The 17,832-nt window shown below is 59.2% G+C and carries 18 protein-coding genes; 9 read left to right on the forward strand and 9 right to left on the reverse strand.

The window, feature by feature from the left end; genetic code table 11:
- Window positions 1-10 precede the first annotated feature (10 nt).
- From galE to modE, 3 genes are all read right to left on the reverse strand, one after another.
- On the reverse strand, window positions 11-1,027 hold the full coding sequence (galE, locus tag AFK62_RS06280) for a UDP-glucose 4-epimerase GalE (protein ID WP_032984907.1): 1,017 nt from the start codon (window positions 1,025-1,027) through the stop codon (window positions 11-13).
- Between the two features lie 229 nt (window positions 1,028-1,256).
- The gene (modF, locus tag AFK62_RS06285; protein ID WP_032984909.1) at window positions 1,257-2,729 is read right to left on the reverse strand and encodes a molybdate ABC transporter ATP-binding protein ModF; all 1,473 of its coding nucleotides are present in this window, start codon (window positions 2,727-2,729) and stop codon (window positions 1,257-1,259) included.
- Window positions 2,730-2,800: 71 nt separating this feature from the next.
- Window positions 2,801-3,592, reverse strand: coding sequence for a molybdenum-dependent transcriptional regulator (modE, locus tag AFK62_RS06290; RefSeq protein ID WP_007681029.1), 792 nt, complete (start codon window positions 3,590-3,592; stop codon window positions 2,801-2,803).
- A gap of 129 nt (window positions 3,593-3,721) precedes the next feature.
- Between modE and AFK62_RS20935 the strand changes: the two genes are divergently transcribed.
- From AFK62_RS20935 to modC, 4 genes are all read left to right on the forward strand, one after another.
- Window positions 3,722-3,871: an AcrZ family multidrug efflux pump-associated protein gene (locus tag AFK62_RS20935; protein ID WP_004386739.1), complete on the forward strand. Its 150-nt coding sequence runs from the start codon at window positions 3,722-3,724 to the stop codon at window positions 3,869-3,871.
- 141 nt (window positions 3,872-4,012) lie between these two features.
- Window positions 4,013-4,789 (forward strand): molybdate ABC transporter substrate-binding protein, encoded by a 777-nt coding sequence (gene modA / locus AFK62_RS06295; RefSeq protein ID WP_007681035.1) that lies wholly within the window; start codon window positions 4,013-4,015, stop codon window positions 4,787-4,789.
- The gene (gene modB, locus AFK62_RS06300) at window positions 4,786-5,478 is read left to right on the forward strand and encodes a molybdate ABC transporter permease subunit (protein ID WP_007681038.1); all 693 of its coding nucleotides are present in this window, start codon (window positions 4,786-4,788) and stop codon (window positions 5,476-5,478) included. The genes modA and modB overlap by 4 nt, the downstream gene beginning before the upstream one ends.
- Complete coding sequence (gene modC / locus AFK62_RS06305) at window positions 5,478-6,536, forward strand: molybdenum ABC transporter ATP-binding protein ModC (RefSeq protein WP_007681042.1); 1,059 nt, start codon at window positions 5,478-5,480, stop codon at window positions 6,534-6,536. The genes modB and modC overlap by 1 nt, the downstream gene beginning before the upstream one ends.
- Here modC and AFK62_RS06310 read toward each other — a convergent pair.
- On the reverse strand, window positions 6,533-7,351 hold the full coding sequence (locus tag AFK62_RS06310) for a pyridoxal phosphatase (RefSeq protein ID WP_032984912.1): 819 nt from the start codon (window positions 7,349-7,351) through the stop codon (window positions 6,533-6,535). The two genes, modC and AFK62_RS06310, sit on opposite strands and share 4 nt — an antisense overlap.
- Window positions 7,352-7,502: 151 nt before the next feature.
- Between AFK62_RS06310 and pgl the strand changes: the two genes are divergently transcribed.
- Complete coding sequence (pgl, locus tag AFK62_RS06315; protein ID WP_053531785.1) at window positions 7,503-8,504, forward strand: 6-phosphogluconolactonase; 1,002 nt, start codon at window positions 7,503-7,505, stop codon at window positions 8,502-8,504.
- A 126-nt stretch (window positions 8,505-8,630) separates the two neighbouring features.
- Here pgl and AFK62_RS06320 read toward each other — a convergent pair whose 3' ends face one another.
- The 4 genes from AFK62_RS06320 to bioA form a co-directional block, all read right to left on the reverse strand.
- Window positions 8,631-9,941, reverse strand: a complete 1,311-nt coding sequence (locus tag AFK62_RS06320; RefSeq protein ID WP_007681050.1) for a putative acyl-CoA thioester hydrolase — start codon at window positions 9,939-9,941, stop codon at window positions 8,631-8,633.
- Window positions 9,942-10,051: 110 nt separating this feature from the next.
- Window positions 10,052-10,528 (reverse strand): kinase inhibitor, encoded by a 477-nt coding sequence (locus AFK62_RS06325; RefSeq protein WP_007681053.1) that lies wholly within the window; start codon window positions 10,526-10,528, stop codon window positions 10,052-10,054.
- A gap of 10 nt (window positions 10,529-10,538) precedes the next feature.
- Window positions 10,539-11,219 (reverse strand): type 1 glutamine amidotransferase domain-containing protein, encoded by a 681-nt coding sequence (locus tag AFK62_RS06330; protein ID WP_007681056.1) that lies wholly within the window; start codon window positions 11,217-11,219, stop codon window positions 10,539-10,541.
- A gap of 67 nt (window positions 11,220-11,286) precedes the next feature.
- Entirely contained in the window at window positions 11,287-12,579 is a 1,293-nt protein-coding gene (gene bioA, locus AFK62_RS06335) for an adenosylmethionine--8-amino-7-oxononanoate transaminase (protein WP_007681058.1), read from the reverse strand.
- 81 nt (window positions 12,580-12,660) lie between these two features.
- On the opposite strand from bioA, the gene bioB reads away from it, so the two are divergent.
- Genes bioB through bioD form a run of 4 tightly spaced genes read left to right on the forward strand, consistent with a single transcriptional unit; the run spans window position 12,661 to window position 16,267 of the window.
- Window positions 12,661-13,701: a biotin synthase BioB gene (bioB, locus tag AFK62_RS06340; protein WP_007681062.1), complete on the forward strand. Its 1,041-nt coding sequence runs from the start codon at window positions 12,661-12,663 to the stop codon at window positions 13,699-13,701.
- Window positions 13,698-14,849, forward strand: coding sequence for an 8-amino-7-oxononanoate synthase (gene bioF, locus AFK62_RS06345; RefSeq protein ID WP_053531786.1), 1,152 nt, complete (start codon window positions 13,698-13,700; stop codon window positions 14,847-14,849). Before bioB ends, bioF begins: the two co-directional genes overlap by 4 nt.
- Window positions 14,833-15,591, forward strand: coding sequence for a malonyl-ACP O-methyltransferase BioC (gene bioC, locus AFK62_RS06350; RefSeq protein WP_007681072.1), 759 nt, complete (start codon window positions 14,833-14,835; stop codon window positions 15,589-15,591). The genes bioF and bioC overlap by 17 nt, the downstream gene beginning before the upstream one ends.
- Window positions 15,584-16,267, forward strand: coding sequence for a dethiobiotin synthase (bioD, locus tag AFK62_RS06355; RefSeq protein WP_007681074.1), 684 nt, complete (start codon window positions 15,584-15,586; stop codon window positions 16,265-16,267). Before bioC ends, bioD begins: the two co-directional genes overlap by 8 nt.
- Here the strand turns inward: bioD and AFK62_RS06360 are convergent.
- Complete coding sequence (locus AFK62_RS06360; protein WP_007681077.1) at window positions 16,264-16,974, reverse strand: ABC transporter ATP-binding protein; 711 nt, start codon at window positions 16,972-16,974, stop codon at window positions 16,264-16,266. The two genes, bioD and AFK62_RS06360, sit on opposite strands and share 4 nt — an antisense overlap.
- Window positions 16,975-17,832: the final 858 nt, after the last annotated feature.

Below are 17,832 nucleotides of genomic sequence, written 5' to 3' on the forward strand. Positions count from 1 at the left end.
CTGACTTCCTTTAATCGGGATAACCTTGAGGATGACGGGACTGCCAGCGCCAGGTGTCATCCGCCATCTCCTGTAATGAGCGCGTCACACGCCAGTTCAGCTCCTGGTCGGCTTTAGTCGCATCCGCCCAGTAGGCGGGTAGGTCGCCATCGCGACGTGGGGCAAAGTGGTAATTAACCGGTTTGCCGCACGCCTTGCTGAAGGCGTTTACCACGTCCAGCACGCTACTGCCTACGCCCGCGCCGAGGTTGTAAATGTGCACGCCCGGCTTATCGGCGAGCTGCTGCATTGCGGCGACATGACCATCAGCGAGATCCATAACGTGGATGTAATCACGCACACCAGTGCCATCTTTGGTCGGGTAATCGTTGCCAAATACCGCCAGCGATTCGCGACGGCCTACCGCTACCTGCGCGATATACGGCATCAGGTTGTTCGGGATGCCCTGAGGATCTTCGCCCATATCGCCTGACGGATGCGCGCCCACCGGGTTGAAATAACGCAGCAACGCAATGCTCCACTCCGGGCAGGCCTTTTGCATGTCTGTCAGGATCTGCTCAACCATCAGCTTGCTTTTGCCGTACGGGCTTTGCGGGGTACCGGTCGGGAAGCTTTCCATATAAGGAATTTTTGGCTGGTCGCCATACACGGTGGCGGAAGAACTGAAGATAAAGTTGGTGACGCCTGCCGCGCGCATCGCAGAGATAAGTCGCAGCGTCCCGTTCACATTGTTGTCGTAGTACTCAAGCGGTTTCGCGACGGATTCGCCGACGGCTTTCAGACCGGCGAAGTGGATCACCGTGTCGATGGAATAGTCATGGAAAATCTCGCGCAGCAGCGCTTCATCACGGATATCGCCATCAATAAACGTCGCGGTTTTACCGCCAAGACGCTCGATGACGGGCAGCACGCTGCGCTTACTGTTGCAGAGATTATCAAGAATGATGACATCGTGGTTATTTTGCAGCAGCTGCACGCAGGTATGACTACCAATGTAACCGCTACCACCCGTTACCAGAACTCGCATATTTGGCTCCATTACGCTTATGGTATGTATTAACCATAGCATAACAGAGAGCCAAAAAGTGTGACATGGGATAAATTAGTGGAATCGTTTACACTGGTTTTCACTCACCGGGTGGCCATTGCTAAGTCATTGTAAAACAAAAAGCGACGTGAGGATTTGCAGCTAATCTGAAAGTGAAGCGGCAAAGCGGGCGGGGAATTCCCCGGCCCGTGCAAAGGCATACGGCATATTAACGCAGTACATCGAACTGATAACGGTAGCTGTCGCCGTCCGGCACAAAGGTTAAGCGGTGGGTCATGCATTGTGGCGCGTCCTCGGCGTGGTGCGAGACAAACAGCAACTGCGTCTCGCCTTCGCTCATCAACACATCCACAAAACGACGCACCAGCTGGCGGTTAAGCGGGTCCAGCCCTTGCAGCGGTTCGTCCAGGATGAGTAACGTAGGGTGTTTTACCAGCGCCCGCACAATCAGCGCTAGCCGCTGTTGTCCCCATGAGAGACTGTGAAACGGCGCGTCGGCGGTGGCATCGTTCATACCAAGGATGGCAAGCCATTCCCGTGTGAGGTGTTGCTGGCGATCTGACACCGCCTGATAAACCCCGATCGAATCAAAATAGCCTGACAAAATCACGCTGCGCACCGAGGCGCTGACGCGGTAATCCAGATGCAGGCTGCTGCTGACGTAGCCGATGTGCTTTTTGATATCCCAGATCGTTTCGCCACTGCCGCGACGGCGGCCAAAAAGCGTCAGGTCGTTGCTGTAGCCCTGCGGGTGATCGCCCGTGACGAGGCTCAGCAGCGTGGATTTTCCGGCGCCGTTGGGCCCGACAATCTGCCAGTGCTCGCCGGGGTTAACCGTCCAGCTCAGGTTGTTGAGGATAGGCCTGTCGTTGTAAGAAACCACGCCGTTGCGCAGTACAATACGTGGTTCGGTGGCGTTAAGCGTATGGCGCGCCGCAGGCTCGTCTGCCTCCGGGAGCTGAACGCCTGCGAGCTTTTCACTGTGCGCAAGCTGTGCCACCAGCGCCTGATTCAGCAGTGTGGTCTTATCGCCAGTGTCAATAAGCGTACAATCTGCGACCACGCCTGCATGCTGGATAAAATCGGGAATGTCGTCAAAGCGGTTGAGGATCAGCGCAAGTGTATAACCCTGCGCACTCAGTTCGCCAAGCAGTCGCGCTAATTGTTCGCGGGAGGCGACGTCCAGGCCATCGAACGGCTCGTCGAGGATCAGTAAATCCGGTTGCGCCATCAGCGCCTGGCAGAGAAGCGTTTTGCGGGTTTCCCCCGTGGAGAGGTACTTAAAGCGTCGCTCAAGCAGCGCCTCGATGCCGAACAGAGCGGCAAGCGATGCGCAGCGCGCGGGATCCTGCACCTCGTCCTGAATAATCTGCGCGGTCGTGCGCCCCGTGTCATCTTCATCGGGGCTGAGCATATCGGTGTTATTGCGCTGCCACTCGGCGGTTACCAGCTTTTGCAGCTGTTCAAAGGAGAGCAGGGCGATGCGGGAAAACTGGCTGACGCGCTCGCCTTTTTCTGGCGTTAACTCCCCCGCAAGCGCTCTTGCCAGCGACGATTTGCCGCTGCCATTGGCACCGACAAACGCCCAGCTTTCGCCCGCGTGAATCGACAGGCTCTCAATATGCAGCGCGCGCCGTTCGCTAATGCGAAACGTGCCTTGCAGAATTTGCAACGTCGTCATCTCGTATCCCATTTTATGCAGCACCAAACCACAGGGATACGTCTTTCAGGGCGCGATGTCAACGCCGTGAACTAGCAGAGTGTGGCGACGATAACGCTCCCGGCATTAAACCCCGCCGTCACCGCGAGGCCTTCTTCAGGGGCCAGCGCAAGCGTCGCTTCCGGCGTGAGGGTGGCGCACAGCGTCTGGCCGTCCGGCAGCGTGACCAGAATTTCGCAATGCTGCGCCGTGCGGGAAATATGGCTTATGACGCCCTCAAGCTGATTATCAGCGCAGGCGTTTTCCTGTGGCGCGCGCGTGACTGACACCCATGGCGCTTTAACCAGCACCAGCACCTCTTTACCCGGCATAAGTGAAAGGCGTTCGGCGCTCTGGCTCGTCACGGCTGCTTTGATACGCGTGCCGCTACCGGCAAGCGCAATTTCAATCATCTCCTGTACCGGCTCGGCGTCGCGTTGCACCACATGACCAAACCACTGGTTGCGGGCACTGGTTTGCAGTGAAAACCGGGCGATGGCGGCCAGCAGGCTATCCAGCGGCAGCGCGTCATCGCTCAGCGCGTCGAAGGCTTTCTGCTGGATCTGCCCCAGAAGGTCGTAGAGCGCGATAAGCCGCGCGCCGTAAGCCGTTATCTGTGCGCCGCCGCCGCCTTTCCCGCCTGTTGCACGCTCCACCAGCAGCTTATCGCCGAGCTGGTTCATCTCGTTGATGGCGTCCCACGCGCTTTTATAACTAATGCCTGCGAGCTTCGCGCCCTGGCTAATCGACCCCGTCTGCGCTACCTGTTTGAGCAGGGCGATGCGCCGCGGGTCGGCAAAAATTTTATCGTGAAGCTTAAGTGTCAGAAGAATATCGGCCTGCATGGTGGCCTCCAGCGGGGCAAAACGCTATTGTGAAGGAAAGCGGCGCGTCGGCGCAAATGGCACAAAAGGGCAGGATGTTTCGCACGGATGCCGCTAGAATGACGGTTTACTTATATTCAGGAGGCAACCATGTTTGAGTTGTTGAAAAGTCTGGCGTTTGCCGTGATTATGGTGCCGGTGGTGATGGCTGTGATCCTGGGTTTAATCTGGGGCCTGGGTGAAGTGTTCAATATCTTCTCTGGCATCGGCCACAAAGACCAGTCAAAACAGCACCGCTGATTTCCCCCCGCGCCCGGCTTTGCCGGGCGTTTTCCTTTTAAAATCCCTCAAGCCGCCACGCGCACTGCCGATAATTGCTGGGAAAACCTTGCACGGAGCGTTATATTACCAAGTATATAACGAAACGGTAAGGAGTGAGTCATGGCAAAATTATGGGTACGACTGGCGCTTGGCGTCACCTTAAGCGCAGGCGTGGTCGGCCAGTCGCTGGCACAGGACAATACGGTCACGGTGTTCGCCGCCGCGTCGCTCACGAACGCAATGCAGGATATCGCCAAAGACTACGCCAAAGGGCATGAGGTGAAAGTCGTCTCGTCGTTCGCCTCGTCATCTACACTTGCACGGCAGATAGAGGCCGGCGCGCCAGCGGATATTTTTATCTCGGCGGATCAAAAGTGGATGGACTACGCGGCGAATAAAAAAGCGATTGATGCCGGCACCCGCAAGACGTTGCTTGGCAACAGTCTGGTTGTCGTGGCCCCGGTCAAAGGCACGCAGGGCGATATCGTTATCAATCGCAACACCGACTGGAAAAATCTGCTGAAAGGCGGACGCCTGGCGGTGGGCGATCCGGCGCACGTACCGGCCGGGATTTACGCGAAAGAGGCATTGCAAAAACTGGGTGCCTGGGAGACGCTCTCCACACAGCTCGCTCCGGCGGAAGATGTTCGCGGCGCGCTGGCGCTGGTGGAGCGCAACGAAGCCCCGCTGGGCATCGTATATGGTTCTGACGCCGTGGCGAGCCAGGGTGTCAAAGTGGTTGGCACCTTCCCGGAGGATTCCCATCAGAAAGTGGAATATCCGCTGGCGATTACTGACGGGCATAACAACCCGCAGGTCAGCGCGTTTTATCACTATCTGCAGGGCCCGGAAGCTGCCGCAGTGTTTAAACGATATGGATTTACGACCAGCCAATGATGTTGACGGAACCCGAATGGCAAGCGGTACTGCTTAGCCTCAAAGTCTCTACACTTGCGGTACTTATCAGTTTGCCCTTCGGGGTGCTTCTTGCCTGGGTGCTGGTGCGCTGCACGTTCCCGGGCAAAACGCTGCTGGACGGCATCATCCATTTGCCGCTGGTGCTGCCACCGGTGGTGGTGGGCTATCTGCTGCTGGTGGTCTTTGGCCGCCGCGGCCTGATAGGCGAATGGCTTTACGATCTCTTCGGCATTACCTTCGCCTTTAGCTGGCGTGGGGCGGTGCTCGCCTCGTCGGTTATGGCCTTCCCGCTGATGGTGCGCGCCATTCGGCTTGCGCTTGAGGCGGTAGATATCCGTCTTGAAGCCGCAGCGCGCACGCTCGGTGCTGGCCGCTGGCGGGTTTTTTTCACCATTACGCTGCCGCTGACGCTGCCGGGTATTATCGTCGGCACTGTCCTTGCCTTCGCCCGCTCGCTTGGCGAGTTCGGGGCGACCATTACGTTTGTCTCCAATATTCCGGGCGAAACCCGCACGCTGCCTTCAGCCATGTATACGCTGATTCAGACCCCGGGTGGTGAAAGCGCGGCTGCACGCCTGTGCGTTATCGCGATTGTGCTGGCGCTCTGTTCGCTGATGTTCTCTGAATGGCTGGCGCGTCAGAGCCGCCGCCGTCTGGGGGCGTTGTAATGCTTGAGCTTAATTTCACGCAGGTTCTCGGCAAGCATCGTCTGACGGTGAATGAAACGCTGCCGGGCAGCGGCATCACCGCCGTGTTCGGCGTTTCGGGAGCAGGCAAAACGTCGCTGATTAATGCAATCAGTGGTCTCACGCGCCCGCAGCACGGGCGGATCGTCTTAAACGATCGCGTGCTGAGTGATACCGAAACTGAAACCTTCCTGCCGCCGGAAAAACGCCGCATCGGCTATGTGTTTCAGGATGCGCGCCTCTTCCCGCATTACAAAGTGCGCGGCAATCTGAAATATGGCATGGCAAAAGAGATGGCGCCGCAGTTTGACAAACTGGTCAAGCTGCTTGGCATCGAACCTTTGCTGGAGCGCTTTCCGGGCACGCTGTCGGGCGGTGAGAAACAACGCGTGGCGATTGGTCGCGCGCTGCTGACCGCGCCAGAGCTGCTGCTGCTTGACGAGCCGCTCGCTTCGCTCGATGTGCCGCGCAAGCGTGAGCTGTTACCGTATCTGCAACGGCTGGCGCGCGAAATCAACATCCCGATGCTCTATGTCAGCCACTCGCTGGAGGAGATCCTGCATCTCGCCGATAAAGTGCTGGTGCTGGAGCACGGCGAGGTCAAAGCATTTGGCAGTCTGGAAGATATCTGGGGCAGCAGTGTGATGCACCCGTGGCTTCCGGCAGAGCAGCAAAGCAGCGTGCTGAAAGTCACTGTGCTTGAGCATCATCCGCACTACGCGATGACCGCCCTGGCGCTGGGCGATCAGCATTTGTGGGTGAACCGCATCGAAAAGCCCCTGCAAACGCCGCTGCGCATTCGTATTCAGGCCTCTGATGTTTCGCTGGTGCTGCAACCGCCGCTGCAAAGCAGTATCCGCAATATCCTGCGTGCCCGCGTGGCGCAATGTTATGACGACCACGGGCAAGTGGAGGTGCAACTGGAGGTAGGCTCACGCACCCTCTGGGCGCGCATCAGTCCCTGGGCGCGTGATGAACTGGCTATTAAGCCTGGCCTGTGGCTCTACGCACAGATAAAAAGCGTGTCGATCACAACTTAAAGCACCCACTGACGCAGCGCGTCGGCAATGCTGGGCTCGGTATTTGGGCCAATCACTTTGTCGGCGTGCGATTTCACAATGTCGTCGGCGTTGCCCATCGCGATGCCAAGCCCGGCGCGCTCAAGCATTGAGATGTCGTTGTGGTTATCCCCGAATGCCACGACCTGATCCATCGTCAGGCCCTGCGATTCTACCCACTGTGCCAGCCGGTTGCCTTTACTGTTACCCGGTGCGGCCACATCAACCTGATCGTGCCACGACCACTCGCAGGCGAGGTTGAGCTCGCGCTCAATCGTCAGCGCAACGCTTTGCAGGCGCGGAATATCTTCCCCCGTCAGGGCGAATTTCCAGATTCTCTCAACCGAACGCACCGCATCCTGTAGCGAGGCGACCTGGCGAAACACCGGGCGCTGAGCTTCAGGCAGGCGCTGCGCCCAGTTTTCGGTACGCTGAATATGGCCGCAGGCACGCTCATAAAGCATCACATCATCCACATACATTAAGGAATGTATGCCGTAATCATTGAGCAGTTCGATAAGTGCCTCAGCCTGCTGCGGGGTCATCGGGTCGGACGTCAGTACCTTTTTCGCTTGATAATCATACAAATAAGTGCCGTTACAACAAATTGCAGGTGTATCAAGCGCCAGTGCCTGATAAAAAGGGTGAATGGCATTATGGTGGCGCCCGGTCACAATAACCGGTTTCAGTCCGGCTTCTTTCGCAAGCGCAAGCGCGTCGAGCGATTCCGGGAGAATGGATTTTTGCGCGGTTAACAGGGTGCCGTCTAAGTCGAGTGCGATTACGCGAAAGGTCATGCGGGTTTCCAGGTCGTCAGTCAAAATATCCGGTTGATGGTACACCGCCTGCGGCATCGGGTGAAACCCGCGGCGTCCACGTCGGCACAGGAAGATAAAACACGCTACCCTTGAGACAGTCTTTCAAGTTGCAGTGAGGAAAGGAGTATTCATGAAACAAACCGTTTATACCGCAAGCCCGGAGAGCCAGCAGATCCACGTCTGGCGTCTGAATCCTGAGGGCGAACTGACGTTGTTACAGGTGGTGGATGCGCCAGGACAGGTTCAGCCGATGGTCGTCAGCCCCGACAAACGTTTTCTGTATGTGGGCGTGCGCCCGGAATTCCGCGTGATTGCCTATCGCATCGCGGCGCATGACGGCACGCTCAGCGAGGCAGGCGAAGCGCCGCTTCCAGGTAGCCCCACGCATATTTCGACCGATCATACGGGCCGTTTCCTGTTCAGCGGTTCTTACAACGCGGGGAGCGTGAGCGTGGTGCGCCTGAACGACGGCCTGCCGGGTGAAACCGTTGCCGTGGTGGAAGGGCTCGAGGGCTGTCACTCCGCGAATATCTCGCCGGACAACCGCACGCTGTTTGTGCCTGCGCTCAAACAAGACCGCATTTGCCTGTTCACCTTAACCGACGACGGCCGCCTTGAGCCGCAAACCCCGGCGGAAGTGACCACCGTCGCGGGTGCCGGGCCGCGCCATATGGCGTTCCACCCGAGCAAGCCATTCGCCTACTGCATCAATGAGCTGAACAGCTCGGTCGACGTCTGGGCGCTGAGTTCTCCGAACGGCAAAATTGAATGTGTGCAGACGCTGGACATGATGCCTGCGGGTTTCGCCGATACCCGCTGGGCGGCGGATATTCATATCACGCCGGATGGCCGCCATCTCTACACCTGCGACCGTACCGCGAGCGTCATTACGGTCTTTACCGTCTCGGAAGATGGCAGCGTACTGGCAGTGCAGGGGCATCAGCCCACTGAAACCCAGCCGCGCGGCTTTAACATCGACAACACCGGACAGTACCTGATTGCCGCAGGTCAGAAATCGCATCACATCGCGGTGTATGGCATTGAAGGTGTGCAGGGGCTGCTTGCCGAGAAAGCGCGTTACGCGGTAGGCCAGGGCCCGATGTGGGTCGTGATTAACGCCTTCGACGCGTAAAGCGCACAAAAGAAAAACCTCGCCGTGGCGAGGTTTTTTAGCGCAGCCCGCGGTGGCGAGCATTGTTGCGTAAAGAAAAAGGGGGATAATTCCCCCTTTTTTAATGCCCGTTAATTACCGGTGCGATTATTTTTTCGGTTCAGCGACGACTTTACTGCCCAGACCGCGGTTGTTGTATTCCCACATGCGGTTAACGTTCGCGTCGTTCAGGTCGCGCTGGATATTGCCTTTATCGTCCTGCGCGCCGGTATTGCCGGTAAACGGACGCTGTGAGTCCAGCGCCGCGCCCCACGGCTGCGCGGTGTTGAAACCCGCGTCAATCACGCTGTCGCGGATAACAACCTGACCGTTCGGCGTCTGACCAGCGGTATAGCCGTTTTCGCTCGCGCCCATATCCCACGCGCGGCCCAGCTGCGCAACGCCATCACCTGCCGCCACGAAACGGCTGTTCACGGCGAGGAAGCCGTAATACAGGTTCGGCATGGTCGCCGGGGCGAAGACATAACCTTCTTTCTGCGTACGGGTGTTAACGACATGGAATTCAGTGTTATCGAACACCACTGCACCACGGCCTGCAACCAGGTCAACGTCGCCTTCAACATAGCTGTTGGTCACCTGCGTGCGGGTCAGACGATCCGGCATGAAGCGGTTGCGGATATCGCTGTTGGTCACAAGGAACGGATTCTGGCGGCCCAGCACATTCACTTTGTTGATCTGTACGCGATCGCCATCGGTACGCAGCGCGACACCCTGATGCTGGCCTTCGCCTGCGGCGTCGCCGAGGCTGTTTTCGATAGTCAGGTTCTGCAATTGCAGACCGTTATTCTGTGACCAGAACACGGCAGAACACATCATGCCGACGGTGCCGGTGCGATGGTTCTGGCAGTTGTCGAACATATACCAGGCCGGTTTGCCGGGCATATATTTGCCTGATGGGTTCACGGTACGACGCCAGGTATTGGCATCCATTTCACTGTCCAGCGCCGCGCTGATTTTCACATCAATCGGTTTTTCACCGGTGCCGTAAATCGTGACGCTGCCCGGCGCGGCCGGTACAAACACGGTGCCTTCATAGGTGCCTGGCAGTACTGCGATGTACTGACGATCGCTGGCGTGACGGGCAATTGCCGCGTCTACCGCGGCCTGAATGCTGGTGTGGGTCACGCCCTGTTCACCAGCCTGGCCTACCACGAAATCCGCTTTTTCAGGCAGACGAATCGAGGACGGCGACCACGGCGCGGCATTCGGGTCAATATTAGAGAAATAGTGGGCCGGGACGAAATGCTTCGCTTCATCCGCAGACAGCACCGGGCGTGCCGACGTGCCTGGCGCGCGTTGTTCAGAAGGACGCTGGTCCGGTGGCGTTGAGCTGCATGCAGTCAGTGTCACGCCAAAAGCGAACGCCAGCGCCAGACGGGATACCGAAAATTTGTTCAAGGGTTGCTCCTTGCTAAGCCTGTTAAATGGGGGAACGCACAAGAGCCTGCTTTTTTATACTAAGTTGAGCGAAACGGGAAGCCGATTGTGACAACCGGCTTCAAAATGCTTCAGATGTAATGCGCCGTCAGCGAGGCGCTGGCAAGGCGGTGGAAGTGAACATTAAACCCAACCTGCGCGCCACTCGCGTTTTCATCTACCTCGATGCGCTCAACATCCAGCGCGTGCACCGTAAAAATATACCGGTGCGTTTCGCCTTTGGGCGGCGCCGCGCCGCCGTAGCCGGCCGTGCCGAAATCGGTGCGCGTCTGGATAGCGCCATCCGGCAAATCCGCCTGGCCGGAGCCTGCGCCCTGCGGCAGTACGCGGGTATCCGCAGGCAGATTCGCGACCACCCAGTGCCACCAGCCAGAGCCAGTCGGCGCATCCGGATCAAAGCAGGTGACGACAAAGCTTTTGGTGCCAGGCGGCACCTCATCCCAGGTGAGATGGGGCGAAATATTATCGCCCTCATAACCCATGCCGTTAAAAACATGACGGGCGGGGAGCTTATCCCCGTCGTTAAAGTTGACGCTGATTAATTTCATGCTGTCTCCCTTACAGGTGCAGCAGTTTCAGCAAGGCTTCGGCGGTTGCGGCCGAGGAGGCCGGGTTCTGGCCGGTGATCAGATGCCCGTCAACGACGACATGCACACCCCAGTCGTCGGTGCGCTCAAAGTGGCCGCCTGCCTGTTTCAGCGCGTCTTCCACCAGGAACGGCACCACCTGCGTCAGGCCGACCGCTTCCTCTTCGCTGTTGGTAAAACCGGTCACGCGTTTGCCTTCCACCAGCGGCGTGCCGTCAGGTTTTTTCACATGGCGCAGTACGCCCGGCGCATGACACACGGCGGCGACCGGCTTGCCGCCGCCCCAGTAATGTTCGAGCAGGGCAATAGAAATGGGGTGCTCGGCGAGATCCCATAGCGGGCCGTGGCCGCCGGGATAAAACAGCGCGTCATATTCGTCGGCGTTGATCTCATCAAGGCGCACCGTGTTGGCAAGCGCCTCCTGGGCTTTGGGATCTTCGCGAAAGCGGCGGGTGTCCGCAGTTTGCGCGTCCGGCTCGTCGCTTTTCGGATCGAGCGGCGGCTGACCGCCCTGTGGCGTGGCGAGCGTGACATCAATACCCGCGTCGTGAAACACATAGTAAGGCGCGGCAAATTCTTCGAGCCAGAAACCGGTGTTCTTCCCGGTGTCGCCCAGTTTGTCGTGGGATGTCAGTACCATCAGAATCTTCATCGCGTCCTCCTGGTTGTTTATCGCAAATCCTGAAAGTGTAGTGCATCCCACGACGCTTGCGGGTGGCTCAGCGTCTGAAAAACAGCGGGTTTTTCACCGCCTCGCAGACGGACTGGGTAAGGCGCGTGAGCTGTTCGGGCGTGATGATGTACGGCGGCATCAGATAAATCAGGCGACCAAACGGCCGTACCCAGACGCCCTTTTCGACGAAGAAGCGTTGCAGCGCGGCCATTTCCACCGGCGCGTGCGTCTCCACTACGCCGATGGCGCCGAGCACACGGACATCGGCAACCAGCGGCTCGTCGCGACAGGGTGCAAGCTCGGTTATCAGCTGGCGTGCAATCGCCGCCACCTGCACCTGCCAGTCGCCCGTCTCCAGCAGCGCGAGGCTTTCGGCGGCCACCGCGCAGGCGAGCGGGTTGCCCATAAACGTCGGGCCGTGCATGAAGCAGCCCGCCTCGCCGTTGCTGATAGTCTCCGCAACAGCGCGGGTCGTCAGCGTCGCGGAGAGCGTCATGGTGCCGCCGGTTAGCGCCTTGCCGAGGCAGAGAATGTCCGGCGTGATCCCCGCATGTTCGCACGCGAAGAGTTTGCCGGTGCGGCCAAAGCCGGTCGCGATTTCATCGGCAATCAGCAAAATGCCTTCGCGATCGCACATGCGGCGAATGCGTCTGAGCCACTCCGGGTGATACATCCGCATCCCGCCCGCGCCCTGTACGATCGGCTCCAGGACAACGGCGGCTATCTCATGGCGGTGCGCGGCCAGCAGGCGGGCAAAGGGCGCGATGTCGCGCTCGTCCCATTCACCGTCAAAGCGGCTACGCGGTGCAGGCGCAAAGAGGTTTTCCGGCAGGTATCCCTTCCAGAGGCTGTGCATTGAGTTATCCGGATCGCACACCGACATCGCGCCGAAAGTGTCACCGTGATAGCCGTGGCGGAAGGTGAGAAACCGCTGACGCGGCTCGCCGCGGGCGTGCCAGTACTGGAGCGCCATTTTCATCGCCACTTCGACGGCAACAGACCCGGAATCCGCGAGAAAAACGCACTGCAGATTTTCTGGCGTCATCGCCACCAGCCTGCGACACAGCGCAATGGCGGCAGGGTGCGTAATGCCGCCAAACATCACATGCGACATCTCATCAATCTGGCGCTTCATCGCTGCGTTCAGGCGCGGATGGTTATAACCGTGAATGGCGGCCCACCATGACGACATGCCGTCCACCAGCCGCTCGCCGCTCGCCAGTTGCAGTTCGCAGCCAGCGGCGTGCGTCACCGGGTAAACCGGCAGCGGCGCGCTCATGGAGGTGTAAGGGTGCCAGATATGGTCACGATCGAAGGCGAGATCGGCGGGTGTTATCATGACTTGTAAACCAAATTAAAAAGATTTAGGTTTACGAGTATATCCATAACCCAGATAAATAAAACCCTTTGGAGACGCCCGATGGCTCACCTTTCACGCTGGACTTTGTCGCAAGTCACTGAACTCTTTGAAAAACCGCTGCTGGATCTGCTGTTTGAGGCCCAGCAGGTGCATCGGCAGCATTTTGATCCGCGCCACGTGCAGGTCAGTACGCTGCTGTCTATCAAAACCGGCGCGTGCCCGGAAGACTGCAAATATTGCCCGCAAAGCGCGCGCTACAAAACTGGCCTGGAGGCCGAGCGCCTGATGGAAGTCGAACAGGTGCTTGATTCCGCCCGCAAAGCCAAAGCGGCGGGCTCGACGCGTTTCTGCATGGGCGCGGCCTGGAAAAACCCCAACGACCGCGATATGCCGTACCTGGAGCAGATGGTGCAGGGGGTGAAAGCGATGGGGCTTGAAACCTGCATGACGCTCGGCACGCTAAGCGATGCGCAGGCACAGCGTCTCGGTGAAGCGGGCCTGGATTATTACAACCACAACCTCGACACCTCGCCGGAGTTTTACGGCAACATCATCACCACGCGCACCTATCAGGAGCGTCTGGATACCATTGAGAAAGTTCGCGACGCGGGTATCAAGGTCTGCTCCGGCGGCATCGTGGGGCTTGGCGAAACCGTGACCGACCGCGCGGGGCTGCTGTTACAGCTCGCCAACCTGCCGACGCCACCGGAAAGCGTGCCAATCAATATGCTGGTGAAGGTCAAAGGCACGCCGCTTGCCGATAACGACGATGTTGACGCGTTTGATTTTATTCGCACCATCGCGGTCGCGCGCATCATGATGCCAACCTCATATGTGCGCCTCTCGGCAGGCCGTGAGCAGATGAGCGAGCAGACGCAGGCGATGTGTTTTATGGCGGGCGCCAACTCCATTTTCTACGGCTGCAAACTGCTGACGACGCCGAACCCGGAAGAAGACAAAGATCTGCAACTCTTTCGCAAGCTTGGCATCAACCCGCAGCAGACCGCGGTGCTGGCGGGCGACAATGAACAACAGCAGCGTCTGGAACATGCGCTGCGCGATGCGGATAACCAACAGTATTACAACGCGGCGGCGGTATGACCTGGCAGGCAAGAATCGATGCGGCACTGGCGGCGCGCGAAGCAAGCCATAGCCTGCGTCGTCGTGCCGTCTGCGATCCGGCGCGCGGCGGCGCGCTGGTGAATGAGGGCGTGCGCTACCGGAACTTCTCCGGCAACGACTATCTGGGCTTAAGCCAGCATCCACAGTTAATCGAGGCCTGGCAGCAGGGCGCGCGAACCTGGGGCGTGGGGAGCGGGGCGTCCGGTCACGTCAGTGGCTACAGCAGGGCACACCAGACGCTGGAAGAAGACCTGGCCCGCTGGCTGGGGTTTGACCGCGCGCTGCTGTTTATCTCCGGTTTTGCCGCCAACCAGGCGGTGGTCGCGGCGCTGATGCAGGCGCCCGATCGCATTCTTGCCGACCGGTTAAGCCATGCCTCGCTGCTGGAGGCGGCAAGCCACAGCCCCGCGACCCTGCGTCGCTTCGCGCATAACTCGCCCGCCGCACTCGCGGCCCTTCTCGATAAACCGTGCGATGGTTTGACACTCGCCTTTACCGAAGGTGTTTTTAGCATGGATGGCGATTGCGCGCCGCTTGCCGCGCTCGCGCCGCTGACGCGAAACGACAACACGCTGCTGATGGTGGACGACGCCCACGGCATCGGCGTGCTGGGGCGCGAAGGGCGGGGCAGTTGCGATGTCGCAGGCATAAAGCCAGACCTTTTGCTGGTGACATTTGGTAAAGCCTTTGGCCTGAGCGGTGCGGCGCTGTTGTGCAGCGAACCGATGGCGAAGTATTTACTCCAGACCGCGCGCCATCTTATCTACAGCACCGCGATGCCGGCCGCGCAGGCGCAGGCGCTGAAGGCCGCCTTAACGGTGATTCGTGAAGGCGATGAGTTGCGCGCGCGTCTTGAACGTAACATTGCGCGTTTTCGCGCAGGGGCGGCGCGATTGCCGCTGGCGCTTGCCGATTCGCAAACCGCTATTCAGCCCTTAATCGTCGGGGAAAACGCCGCCGCGCTGGCGCTGGCACAGACATTGCGCGAGCGTGGCCTGTGGGTCACGGCGATTCGTCCACCCACCGTCCCGCCAGGCACCGCGCGCCTGCGTCTGACGATAAGCGCCGCGCATCAGGATGACGATATCGACGCGTTGCTGGAGGCGCTGTATGACGGTTGCCGTTAATAAACGCGCCGTAGCAGCCGCGTTTGGGCGTGCGGCACCGCGCTATGACGATTTCGCGGATCTTCAGCGCCAGAGTGCGCAGTTGCTGACTGAACACTGTGGCGCGCAGGGGGTGGCGACGGTGCTGGATGCCGGATGTGGCACCGGCGCAGGCAGCCTCGACTGGCGTGCACGCGGCTGTGACGTGACGGCGTTTGATTTAAGCCCCGCCATGCTTTCGCAGGCGCGCGAACGGAGCGCCGCGCACCGTTATGTGCAGGGCGATATCGAGGCGCTGCCGTTTACGGAGGGAAGCTTTGATCTGGTGTGGAGCAATCTGGCGGTGCAGTGGTGTCAGAGCCTTTCCGGGGCGCTGGAGCACATGCTGCGCGTGACACGCCCCGGTGGGCGTGTCGCATTTACAACCCTTGCACACGGCTCGCTTTGCGAACTGCATCAGGCATGGGCGGCCGTCGATCATCGTGCACACGCGAATGGCTTCTCGCGCCCTGAAGATATTCATGCCGCCGCGCCCGCCGCACGCCTGACGCTGCGCCAGCACCCGGTGACGCTGCTCTTTGGCGACGCGCTTAGCGCGATGCAGTCGCTCAAGGGGATCGGCGCGACGCATCTGCACGCAGGGCGAGCGAGCCGCACATTGACGCGGCGTGAACTGCGCGCGCTTCATGACGCCTGGCCGCGACAGGGCGAGCGCTTCCCGCTGACTTACCAACTGATTTCTGGAGTGATTGAACGTGACTGAACGCTGGTTTATTACCGGAACCGATACTGAGGTGGGCAAAACGATCGCGAGCTGCGCACTGCTTACGGCGGCAAAAGCCGCAGGCTGGCGCACGGCAGGCTATAAACCAGTGGCCTCTGGCAGTGAGATAACGCCTGAGGGGCTGCGTAACAGCGACGCGCTCTCGCTTTTGCGCCACAGCAGTGTGGGGCTGCGTTACGACGAGGTTAATCCGCTGACGTTTGAAGAGCCGACCTCACCGCATATCGCAAGCCGTGAAGAGGGACGCCCCATTGAGTTTGCCGTGATGTCGGCGGGCCTGCGCAAGCTTGAACAGCAGGCCGACTGGGTGCTGGTCGAAGGCGCGGGCGGCTGGTTTACACCGCTCACTGACCATGCCACGTTTGCCGACTGGGCGCAGCAGGAGCAACTGCCGGTGATTCTGGTGGTGGGCGTCAAGCTGGGTTGTATTAACCACGCCCTCCTGACCGCCCAGGCCGTGCAGGCCGCCGGACTACGTCTTGCAGGCTGGGTCGCCAACGATGTACAACCGCCGGGCCGTCGTCACGCGGAGTATCTCGCGACGCTCTCACGTCTGCTGCCGGCCCCGATGCTTGGTGAAATTCCGTGGCTCGGGACTGAACCGGACGTGACGGACGCCGCGCAGTGGATCGATCTCAGTAAGCTCAGGGGTTAAGGCGTTACCCAGTGCGTCAGGCGCGCATCGGTTAACTGCGCGACGCTCCCGCGGGCTACCGTCCGCCCGCGATGCAACAGGCAGAAGCGATCCGCCACCCGACGTATGAACGACAGATGCCGTTCCACCAGCAACAGGCTCATCCCCCATTCACGGTTAAGCCGCACCAGAATGTCCCCCAGGCGCGGAATAAACCGCTGCCCGAGGCCGCGCGTCGGCTCATCGAGAATCAGCAGCCGCGGGCGCGTCACCAGCGCCTGCGCGAGGGTGAGCTGGTGCGCGACCTCAGGCTCCAGCAGCGACGCCTGCGCGTGACGGCGGTCATACAGCGCCGGGAAGAGTTCAAAGACGGGTTCCGGCAGCGTGGCGACGGCTTGGGGTTGTGCGCGCAGGGCAATATGCAGGTTTTCTTCCACTGTCAGTTGCGAAAAATAGCGTCGCTCCTGCGGTACGTAGCTGATACCGAGCGCGGCGCGCGCGCCGGCACCGACGTTAATCAACTCCTGCGGCGCCCGCCCGCTTTCACGCCAGAGAATGCTGCCACTCCTGACAGGCAGAAACCCGGCGACACAGTTCAGCAGCGTGGTTTTTCCCATGCCTGGCGCGCCAATAACGCAGGTGCACTCTCCGGGCAGTAAATCGAGGTTCACGTCCCACAGACTATGCTGCGTGCCGTAAAAGTGGTTAACCGCGTGCAGACTTAACATGGCGCTTCTCCTTCAGACAGGTAAACGGAAAACGGCGTCGGCGCGCCGTGGGTGGCGCGGCTGCGCGCTGTAACGTCCCGGCCTGCCCGCGCCTCCTGCGTCGCTTCCCGGCAAAGACGGGAAGAGGGTGTAGTTCCGGTAACAGGGGTACTGCAATTCTCTTGCCAGCCAGTGAAAACGCCTTTGATCCCGTCAGGAATTGAGACTAAACCTAAAGGAAACACGCAGGGCCAGTGCGTTATCCTGGAGAAAGCCGTGCGGGGTGCACATTTTGAGTGCTGAGCATGGCGTGGTTTTGGTGCAGCGCTATGCAAAAGCAATGCAAAATTTGTGAAAGGGATCGCGCCAGGATCCGCGCGAGGCCAGGCGTAAAATGCCGCAAACCAGGCGGGAAAAATTTTTTCTGAGCCAAACGCGGGCAGTCCGGGTGATTTCGCCACGCGGCGCGCTTTCAGGGCTGGGAGCAGTTATCCACTATTCCTGTGGATAACCTTGTGTATTAGAGTTAGAAAACGCGCCGTAAGCGAGAGCGGATGCGGCTTGCACCCGATCTGGCGCGAAAGCCATCTTTTATAGAAAGCTGTTTTAAATTAGAAGGTTAATTAAAAGCAAGCGGTGAAGGAAAAGTGTCATCTGCTGCAACAAAAGTATCACAGCTTCGCTTGACAAATGTTAAAGGACAAAAAATTTTGGGGATAACCGCCCCCCGATAGTGTTTTATCCGGCGAAGGGGCAAATTTCCTTCATACCGAATGGTAAAAATGCTGTAGGGACAAAATCTGCTAACCTGCCACTGATTTTATATCCAGTATTTAGCGCTGGCAAAAATCGCTGCGGTGAGTACAATTAACGCTCTGT

The sequence above is a fragment of the Cronobacter condimenti 1330 genome (assembly GCF_001277255.1).
In the GTDB taxonomy this organism is placed as follows: Bacteria; Pseudomonadota; Gammaproteobacteria; order Enterobacterales; family Enterobacteriaceae; genus Cronobacter; species Cronobacter condimenti.

What these genes read in the sequence shown, in the direction of transcription:
- bioC (WP_007681072.1), top strand. Translation starts at nt 14,833, where the DNA reads ATGACGGTTGCCGTTAATAAACGCGCCGTAGCAGCCGCGTTTGGGCGT.
- AFK62_RS06330 (WP_007681056.1), bottom strand. Translation starts at nt 11,219, where the DNA reads ATGAAGATTCTGATGGTACTGACATCCCACGACAAACTGGGCGACACC.
- AFK62_RS06310 (WP_032984912.1), bottom strand. Translation starts at nt 7,351, where the DNA reads ATGACCTTTCGCGTAATCGCACTCGACTTAGACGGCACCCTGTTAACC.
- AFK62_RS20935 (WP_004386739.1), top strand. Translation starts at nt 3,722, where the DNA reads ATGTTTGAGTTGTTGAAAAGTCTGGCGTTTGCCGTGATTATGGTGCCG.
- modE (WP_007681029.1), bottom strand. Translation starts at nt 3,592, where the DNA reads ATGCAGGCCGATATTCTTCTGACACTTAAGCTTCACGATAAAATTTTT.
- modA (WP_007681035.1), top strand. Translation starts at nt 4,013, where the DNA reads ATGGCAAAATTATGGGTACGACTGGCGCTTGGCGTCACCTTAAGCGCA.
- AFK62_RS06360 (WP_007681077.1), bottom strand. Translation starts at nt 16,974, where the DNA reads ATGTTAAGTCTGCACGCGGTTAACCACTTTTACGGCACGCAGCATAGT.
- modF (WP_032984909.1), bottom strand. Translation starts at nt 2,729, where the DNA reads ATGACGACGTTGCAAATTCTGCAAGGCACGTTTCGCATTAGCGAACGG.
- modB (WP_007681038.1), top strand. Translation starts at nt 4,786, where the DNA reads ATGATGTTGACGGAACCCGAATGGCAAGCGGTACTGCTTAGCCTCAAA.
- bioF (WP_053531786.1), top strand. Translation starts at nt 13,698, where the DNA reads ATGACCTGGCAGGCAAGAATCGATGCGGCACTGGCGGCGCGCGAAGCA.
- bioB (WP_007681062.1), top strand. Translation starts at nt 12,661, where the DNA reads ATGGCTCACCTTTCACGCTGGACTTTGTCGCAAGTCACTGAACTCTTT.
- pgl (WP_053531785.1), top strand. Translation starts at nt 7,503, where the DNA reads ATGAAACAAACCGTTTATACCGCAAGCCCGGAGAGCCAGCAGATCCAC.
- modC (WP_007681042.1), top strand. Translation starts at nt 5,478, where the DNA reads ATGCTTGAGCTTAATTTCACGCAGGTTCTCGGCAAGCATCGTCTGACG.
- AFK62_RS06325 (WP_007681053.1), bottom strand. Translation starts at nt 10,528, where the DNA reads ATGAAATTAATCAGCGTCAACTTTAACGACGGGGATAAGCTCCCCGCC.
- galE (WP_032984907.1), bottom strand. Translation starts at nt 1,027, where the DNA reads ATGCGAGTTCTGGTAACGGGTGGTAGCGGTTACATTGGTAGTCATACC.
- bioA (WP_007681058.1), bottom strand. Translation starts at nt 12,579, where the DNA reads ATGATAACACCCGCCGATCTCGCCTTCGATCGTGACCATATCTGGCAC.